Consider the following 7,822-nt stretch of genomic DNA (forward strand, 5'->3'; position numbering starts at 1 on the left):
AACTATTACATAAAATATGGAATAATATTCTATTTATTAATATTATTTTAATTTATTTATGCATTAATAATATTAATGAAATTATGTATTTTTTTCATGAATTAAAAACATAATTTTTAATAACCCGAAAAGTCTAATAAATAATATGGGGATTAAAATGCAAATAGTTAAAAATATCGGAAAGAAAATACTTTTTAGTTTAATTGGTATTTTTTTTATACTTCAAAGATCTCAAATAGCTGAAGCCCACGTTCAATGGTTTTCTGAACCTAATATGTCTGAAAAATTACCATCTTTTGCACATACTATAACAATAGAATGGATAGTTATGGCGGCCATTATTTCTTGTATTGTTTTTTGTGCGGTTTGTGTTGACCGTTTTATTGGACGTCAGAAATATTTTCAACATATATATTTAATGCTTAATAATCTTAAACCTTGGCTATTTGATATGTTTAGAATAGCTTTAGGATTTTTCTTAATTAGCTTATGGATCTTAGGTGGAATAATTTTAACCCCGGAATTAAAAACAAATCAAAATTGGATTCCTTGGTTTCAATTAATTTTAGCTTTATCGTTAATCCATAGAAAAAGTAGTTTTATAGCAGGCTTTGGCATTATTTTCCTTTATTTTTATGCCATGAATATTTATGGGGTTTTCAACCTATTAAACTACGTAATTTTTCTTGGTGTCGCATTATTTGTTATAACTTGTTCTCTTGATCTAAAAAAATTACAAAAACATAAATATGCATTTTTACAAGCAGGTACAATTTTTACTTTAATGTGGGCAAGTATTGAAAAATTTACTTATATGAATTGGTATGATGAAATTCTTCATACACATTCACATATAATGTTTGGTATGGATCCTTATATTTTTATGCTTACAGCAAGTTTCTTTGAATTTAGCCTTCCATTTATTATGCTTATTGGGAATTTTGCTTCAAGATTAGCTGCACTTCCGATAATGGTTATGTTTATCTTAGCTGTTATAGATTTTGGTAAAATAGATTTGATTGGGCATTCTGTTATGATTGCTTGTTTAGTTGCCTTAGTGATAACCGGGCCAACAGAATTAACCCAATTATTTCGAAGAAAACAAACTAGATCTTTACCAATTTATTCAGGTATGTTGGTTGGGGCACATTATGCATTGTTAGGAATATTTTTTATTCTTTATTACGTAGTTCATTATACGCAATATGGAGTATAATATATTGTGGTAATTATAAATTAAAAGCCTTATCCCTTTTTATCTTTTTAAAAAGGATAAGGCTTTTTAATATTCTTAAGAAGAATAATACATTTGAAATTCGATAGGATGGGGAGTATGTTCATAATTATAACATTCTTCCCATTTTAGATTAATATAGCTATCTATTAATTCGTCTGTAAAAACCTCTCCTTTTTTTAAAAAAGCTCGATCTTTATCTGCAGCTTCAATTGCTTCACGTAAAGAACCACATACTGTAGGTACATTTTGCAATTCTTCAGGAGGTAAATCATATAAATTTTTATCCATTGGATCACCTGGATGAATTTTATTTTCAATACCATCAATCCCGGCCATAAGTAAAGCTGCATAAGCAAGGTAAGGATTAGCTGTAGGATCAGGGAAACGTATTTCGATACGCTTTCCTTTAGGGTTAGTTGCATAAGGAATTCGACATGATGCAGATCGATTACGGGCAGAATAAGCCAATAATACAGGTGCTTCGAAGCCTGGAATTAATCTTTTATAACTATTCGTGGTAGGATTGGTAAAAAGATTTAAAGCTTTGGCGTGTTTGATAATTCCGCCAATATAATAAAGGGCTGTTTGTGAAAGATCAGCATAACCATTGCCGGCGAATAAAGGTTTACCATTCTTCCATAAAGATTGATGGACATGCATACCAGATCCATTATCACCTTTAACAGGTTTCGGCATAAATGTAGCTGTTTTTCCATAAGAATGCGCCACGTTTCGGACCACATATTTATAGAGTTGGATATAATCGGCCCCAGATACCAAATTACTATATTTAATACCTAATTCATATTGAGCAGGTGCAACTTCATGATGATACTTTTCGATAGGTACACCCATATTTGATAAAGTTGTAAGCATCTCAGCACATATATCAAATCCAGCATTTACAGGCCCAACAGGGGAGTAAGCACCTTTAACCTGGGGTCGGTGACCGTGATTACCTTCTTCCATTTTTTTACCATTCAATATAGGGCTCTCTTCAGAATAGAATTCAACCATACAACGATTCATTGAAACATCATGACGTATGTTATCAAAAATAAAAAATTCTGCCTCTGGTCCAACATAAAGTGTATCTCCAATATTGGTTCTCTTGAGATAAACCTCGGCAGCTTTGGCAATAGAACGTGGATCACAATTATATGGTTGCCCGGTTAAAGGCTCTAAGACATCGCACATGATAATTAAAGTAGGTTGTGCAGAAAATGGGTCAAGTACAGCACGTTCTAGATCTGGTTTTAAAATCATATCTGAATCATTAATAGCTTTCCATCCTGCAATCGATGATCCGTCGAACATTATACCTTCAGTTAATAAATCTTCATCAACAGTTTGAACAGCATGGGCCATGTGATGCCAAGTGCCACGCATATCAGTATAACGAAAATCTACAAATTTTACATCATGCTCATGGATCATTTTAAGAATTGATTTAATATCTGACATAATTTTCCCTTAAGAATAAAGTTGTGGTCGTAAAGTAAGTTAATATGGTTAATCAGCGAAGTATAGATAAAAGATTGTAAAGATATTTATAAAGCGTTATTTCCCCTTTCTTTAGTTCGGATACGTATAATATCATCAATCGGTAAAATAAAAATTTTTCCATCCCCAATTTTTCCTGTATAAGCAGCATGTTGTATTGCTTCAACAACAGCTTCAACTTGCTGATCTTCAACGATAATTTCAATTTTTATTTTAGGCAAGAAATCAACAACATATTCTGCGCCTTGGTAAAGCTCAGTATGGCCTTTCTGTCTACCAAATCCCTTGGCTTCAAATATGGTAAGGCCTTGAATACCTATGTCTTGCAAAGCATCTTTAACATCATCAAGCTTAAAAGGTTTAATGATAGCTTCAATTTTTTTCATAATTTATTAATCTTTCTTTTTACATTCGATAATTTCATTTAATGTTATAAGTTGATCAGAGTTTTGATCACATTGATCGATTACTCGCTTGTGAAATTTGATACATTCTGTTCGGTTAACTTTTTTGTCTTGGTCTAAATCTTGAGTTAGAAATCTTTGTTGCCGTTGATATATAAGACTATTTTGGTTTGGATTTATGTCTGCAGTGAATTCTTTTATATCAAGTGAGCCATTTTGATTAGCATCAGCTCGGTCAAACCGACGATAACATTCCATTTCTAATTCAGATTGGGAAAGAAAATTATCTTTATCATTGTCTTGTCTGCTAAACCATTGTTCTAAGGTTAAGGGGCTACGGGATTGAGCTATAAGTAAATTTTGCATAACAATAAATAAGTAAATTATGGTATTATGCAAAAAAAATAAAAATAATTTTTTATATAATTTTTTATTCATTGATTGTTTTAAAATGCGAAGAATGACAAATTGTTTGATAAAGTGCTATTGCAGCACTATTTGCAACATTAAGGTGAGGCATATGAGGTTTTGTTGGTAGATGAACTAAAAAATCACATTTTTCTTTAGTAAGACGACGTAACCCTTCCCCTTCACTTCCTAAGATTAAAGCAATTTTATTTGTTCTTTTAAAATTCAATAAAGATGTTGATGCTTCGGCTGCAAAGCCTAAACACCAAAAGCCATTTTTTTTAAGATACTCAAGACTACGTCCTATATTAACTACTGTAATCAAGGGAATAATATCCAAAGCGCCCGATGCAACTTTGGCTAAAATACTTCCTTGGGTTGGGCTATGGCGTGATGTAATAATAACAGCATCTGCACCCAAAGCTGCAGCTGATCTTAGGATGGCGCCAACATTTTGCGGGTCAGTGACATGATCAAGAATGACCAAGGTTTGTTGCACATTATTTTGAGTAGAATCTAAAAAATCTTCTAAAGAAAGCTCAGATAATGGATCAACCAGTAAAGCTATTTTTTGATGGATGTTTTGTTCTGGGAAGTGGTCACGAAAAAAAGAAGAATCACTTATTTCAAGGGTTAAAGATTTTTTATGAAGAAGAGGTTTTAAGGTTTCTAAAAGAGAGGTATTTTGATTGGCTGTAACAATTTTTCTACAATGACGATGAGGGTTTTCTAGTGCTGCTTTTACAGAGTGAAAGCCAAAAAGCCAATAAGAATTAGGATTATCCTTTTTTTTCATGTTCTTATACATAGCATAAGTTTTTTGAGAGACAACTAGAATCTAAAAATAAAATAAAATATTTTGAAAAAGCTAAGAAAATTAATTAACTTATAACAATTGATTCTAAGTTAATTTTTAATAGTTAAAGATATAGTATGGCTAATTATAAATTCCGTATTGTAAATGTTTTTGCGGAAACCAAATTTGGTGGCAATCCGCTTTGTGTATTTGAAGATGCAAGAGGTATAGATAAAGAAACCATGCTTGCTTTAGCACGTCAATTTAACCTTTCTGAAACAACATTCTTACAACCTTCAGAATTAGCAGATGCTAAAGTTTTTATTTTTACGCCCGATCATGAAATGCGTTTTGCTGGTCATCCAACAATTGGTTCTGCTTATGTAGTACAAGATTTATTGAATAAAGGGACAGAATTAAAATTAGAGCTTGGTATAGGTATAATTCCTCTTACTTTAGTAAAACAAAAGTGGACTTTAAAAGTACCACCTTTTGTTGAACCGGTAATTCGAGAAACAAATATAGCAGATAGTATTATTGCTAAAATGCTAGGATTAAATGAAATAGATCTTTTGGATAAACCTGTATGGGTTGATACTGGCTCAGATCAATTACTTATTCCTCTTAAAACTGTAGAATCGGTTTTTAGAGCATCACCTGTTTCAGAATTATCAAGAGAATGGCCAAAAAGTAAATTGAATAGACAATGTGCATATATTTTTGCTTTTGATGAAAAAGAAAAAAAGCCAAATAAGATAATAGCTCGTTTCTTTTTTCACACTGATCAAGGTGGTATTAATGAAGACCCAGCAACAGGATCAGCTTGTGCTAATTTGGGAGCTTGGCTTTTAAAGACTAAAAGAATTGGATCCGGGAATTTTCAAATAGTACAGGGTAAAGTTATTAAAAGATCTTCCTATTTGTCATTAAATGTTTTACAAAACCAAGAAATTTATGTAGGTGGCCATGTTATTGAAATTGGTCGAGGGAGTATAAATATCTAAAGATGTCAATTAACATCACTAAACAACACTCATGTTGTTTGCCTGAGACAAATCCAACAGACCATAAATATCGCTTAGTTTTATGGATTGTGTTAATTTTAAATTTTACCATGTTCGGTATTGAGTTTGTTTATGGATTGCATGCTAACTCTGCCTCATTGTTGTCTGATTCTCTGGACTTTTTAGGTGATGGCATTAATTACACCATTACTCTTTTGGTTATATCCCATTCTCTTTACATACGTGCTAAAGCATCTATTGTAAAAGCAATCATGATGTTAGCTTTCGCGTTTTTTGTATTTAGCCGTATGGTTATGCAAATGATTATGCAGTCAATACCTCAGGTTGATACAATGGGGATATTAGGTATTTTTGCGTTTGTGATTAATATGGTAGCTTTATTTCTTCTTTATCATTATCGCCATGGGGATAGTAATAAACAAGCTGCATGGTTATGCAGTAGAAATGATGCTTTGGGAAATTTAGCTGTTTTATTAGCAGCAGTAGGTGTGTTTTTTACAAAAACAAATTGGCCTGATTTAATTGTTGCTTTAATAATGATTATATTGGCAGTCAAAACAAGCTGGTATATTTTAAAATTGGCATATCATGAGTTGCAGCATAAACATAGTATATAAATTTTTTGGTCAATTTTATTACATGAAACATTAATATAATTATAAACTTTTCATTATAAAAGAGTTGACAAAATATTGAAAAACAGGCTAGTTGACCTATAATTAATTTTACGGAGGGGTGCCCGAGTGGCTAAAGGGGACGGGCTGTAAACCCGTTGGCTTACGCCTACGTAGGTTCGAATCCTACCCCCTCCACCATTTATTTATCAACCCGCCCCGCTTGGCGGGTTTTTCTTTGTGCAAAAGCCCAATGTTCGCGCGGTTTTGCCTTTCGCCTGCGTACTTTTAGAACGCAAATTCTGCCGAAATTCTCTCTCAAGTCTCATATTCTCTCACGGCCTCTGGCTACTAAGCGCATATTTAGTGGTCATGGCAAAGCCTTGATTTAGAACGACTTCCGAAAAACACGGTTTGCAAAGATAAAATGATGCATTCGAACAATGTTTCGAACTTTTTTTATTTCGTCGTCGTCGTTTTGAAGGGTGACGGCAAACCAGAGGAGAAGAACAAATTTGAAGGAGGTTCTTCTCTATGGATTATACGGTACGCAATCCAGATGATATGACGGGTTCAGAGCGTTATGCCGAGATGATTACGATCCTGGCAGGCGCAATTGTTCGTCACCAGATTTACCAGCATAATCAATTAAATAGCTTGGAAAATGAGAGAAGTTTGACTGGACTTCCCTCCACTTCGAAGCATTCATGTCCCAGCCGCAAACCCACGCAAGTGAGAGCGGAGAAAGGGGCAAGACAATGAAAATAGACATATTAAAAGAGTATGCTGCGCTAGAGACGATGGAGACCAAGGAGCTGCTCCAGGTTTGGAACAAGCATTTTGATGTACCTCCCCAGTCACGCAACAATCGCACCTACCTGATCAATCAGATCATCTATCGGATACAGGAGCTGACCTATGGCGGATTGACCAAATCAACGATTGATCGCCTGGAAGCGTTGGCCGAAGGCAAATCAGTCCAGCAGCGTCGTAGTGATGTTGGTCGCCTGGCGGTAGGAACACGATTGGTGCGAGAGGTCAAAGGCGTTGAGCATCATGTGTATGTGCTGGCTGATGGTTATGAATATCAGGGGCTGAAATATAAAAGCCTTTCTGGTGTTGCATTTGCAATTACCGGTACGCGCTGGAACGGCAATGCATTCTTTGGCTTGGGCAATAAAGAGGATAAGGAAAAACGACCCTATCATCGCGCCAGAAAGGCACGAGCATGATGGAGGAAAAGAAAATCCTGCGCTGTGCAATCTACACCCGCAAATCCACCGAGGAAGGCCTCGACATGGATTACAACACGCTGGATGCTCAGCGTGAGGCAGGTGAAAAATATGTCGAAGCCATGCGCGGTGAAGGCTGGCGGGTTATACCAGATCTATATGATGATGGCGGGTTTTCGGGTGGGAACATGGAACGCCCCGCGCTCAAGCGTTTGATTGAGGATATCAAAGCTGGCCGCATTGATATTGTGGTTGTTTATAAGGTCGACCGTCTCTCACGCTCCTTGATGGATTTTGCCAAGCTGGTAGAAATTCTTGATAAACACGGTGTCTGTTTTGTGTCCGTGACCCAGCATTTTAATACCAAGGATTCGATGGGGCGATTGACGCTCAACATCCTCCTCAGCTTTGCGCAGTTTGAGCGCGAGGTTACAGGGGAGCGCATCCGCGATAAATTCGCTTCATCCAAAATGAAGGGCATGTGGATGGGCGGCCCGCCACCGCTGGGGTATGATGTCGTAGATCGCAAACTCGTCACCAATCCAAAGGAAGTCGAGCTGGTCAATATTATATTTGACCGCTTTGCCGCGCTGGGGTCTATCG

At 35.5% G+C, this 7,822-nt stretch carries 9 protein-coding genes and 1 tRNA gene; 6 read left to right on the forward strand and 4 right to left on the reverse strand.

All coding sequences use genetic code 11. The features are described from left to right. Positions 1–157: 157 nt before the first annotated feature. Positions 158–1,216, forward strand: a complete 1,059-nt coding sequence (locus K1X44_08465; protein ID MBX7147324.1) for a hypothetical protein — start codon at positions 158–160, stop codon at positions 1,214–1,216. 75 nt (positions 1,217–1,291) lie between these two features. On the opposite strand, the gene glnA is transcribed toward K1X44_08465, so the two are convergent. From glnA to rlmB, 4 genes are all read right to left on the reverse strand, one after another. After that, entirely contained in the window at positions 1,292–2,701 is a 1,410-nt protein-coding gene (gene glnA / locus K1X44_08470; GenBank protein ID MBX7147325.1) for a type I glutamate--ammonia ligase, read from the reverse strand. Between the two features lie 86 nt (positions 2,702–2,787). Beyond that, positions 2,788–3,126 (reverse strand): P-II family nitrogen regulator, encoded by a 339-nt coding sequence (locus K1X44_08475; protein ID MBX7147326.1) that lies wholly within the window; start codon positions 3,124–3,126, stop codon positions 2,788–2,790. A 6-nt stretch (positions 3,127–3,132) separates the two neighbouring features. Further along, the gene (locus K1X44_08480) at positions 3,133–3,510 is read right to left on the reverse strand and encodes a hypothetical protein (protein ID MBX7147327.1); all 378 of its coding nucleotides are present in this window, start codon (positions 3,508–3,510) and stop codon (positions 3,133–3,135) included. A 64-nt stretch (positions 3,511–3,574) separates the two neighbouring features. Continuing rightward, positions 3,575–4,348: a 23S rRNA (guanosine(2251)-2'-O)-methyltransferase RlmB gene (gene rlmB / locus K1X44_08485; GenBank protein ID MBX7147328.1), complete on the reverse strand. Its 774-nt coding sequence runs from the start codon at positions 4,346–4,348 to the stop codon at positions 3,575–3,577. A 137-nt stretch (positions 4,349–4,485) separates the two neighbouring features. On the opposite strand from rlmB, the gene K1X44_08490 reads away from it, so the two are divergent. The 5 genes from K1X44_08490 to K1X44_08510 form a co-directional block, all read left to right on the forward strand. Further along, a complete protein-coding gene (locus K1X44_08490) occupies positions 4,486–5,352 on the forward strand; it encodes a PhzF family phenazine biosynthesis protein (protein MBX7147329.1) in 867 nt (288 codons plus the stop codon). Positions 5,353–5,354: 2 nt separating this feature from the next. Next, positions 5,355–5,990 carry a cation transporter gene (locus K1X44_08495; protein ID MBX7147330.1) on the forward strand — a complete coding sequence of 212 codons (636 nt, stop codon included), beginning with the start codon at positions 5,355–5,357 and terminating at the stop codon, positions 5,988–5,990. A 112-nt stretch (positions 5,991–6,102) separates the two neighbouring features. Continuing rightward, positions 6,103–6,188, forward strand: a tRNA-Tyr gene (locus K1X44_08500). Positions 6,189–6,745: 557 nt separating this feature from the next. Then, on the forward strand, positions 6,746–7,219 hold the full coding sequence (locus K1X44_08505) for a DUF2924 domain-containing protein (GenBank protein ID MBX7147331.1): 474 nt from the start codon (positions 6,746–6,748) through the stop codon (positions 7,217–7,219). Continuing rightward, positions 7,219–7,822: recombinase family protein (locus K1X44_08510; protein ID MBX7147332.1), on the forward strand; the 604-nt coding region annotated here is incomplete at its 3' end. The genes K1X44_08505 and K1X44_08510, both read left to right, overlap by 1 nt.

Source organism: Alphaproteobacteria bacterium (genome assembly GCA_019695395.1).
Classification (GTDB): Bacteria; Pseudomonadota; Alphaproteobacteria; order JAEUKQ01; family JAIBAD01; genus JAIBAD01.

Bases quoted from the DNA above. Each gene is read 5' to 3' on its own strand.
- K1X44_08505 (MBX7147331.1), top strand. From the start codon at position 6,746: ATGAAAATAGACATATTAAAAGAGTATGCTGCGCTAGAGACGATGGAG.
- K1X44_08495 (MBX7147330.1), top strand. From the start codon at position 5,355: ATGTCAATTAACATCACTAAACAACACTCATGTTGTTTGCCTGAGACA.
- rlmB (MBX7147328.1), bottom strand. From the start codon at position 4,348: ATGAAAAAAAAGGATAATCCTAATTCTTATTGGCTTTTTGGCTTTCAC.
- K1X44_08490 (MBX7147329.1), top strand. From the start codon at position 4,486: ATGGCTAATTATAAATTCCGTATTGTAAATGTTTTTGCGGAAACCAAA.
- glnA (MBX7147325.1), bottom strand. From the start codon at position 2,701: ATGTCAGATATTAAATCAATTCTTAAAATGATCCATGAGCATGATGTA.
- K1X44_08480 (MBX7147327.1), bottom strand. From the start codon at position 3,510: ATGCAAAATTTACTTATAGCTCAATCCCGTAGCCCCTTAACCTTAGAA.
- K1X44_08465 (MBX7147324.1), top strand. From the start codon at position 158: ATGCAAATAGTTAAAAATATCGGAAAGAAAATACTTTTTAGTTTAATT.
- K1X44_08475 (MBX7147326.1), bottom strand. From the start codon at position 3,126: ATGAAAAAAATTGAAGCTATCATTAAACCTTTTAAGCTTGATGATGTT.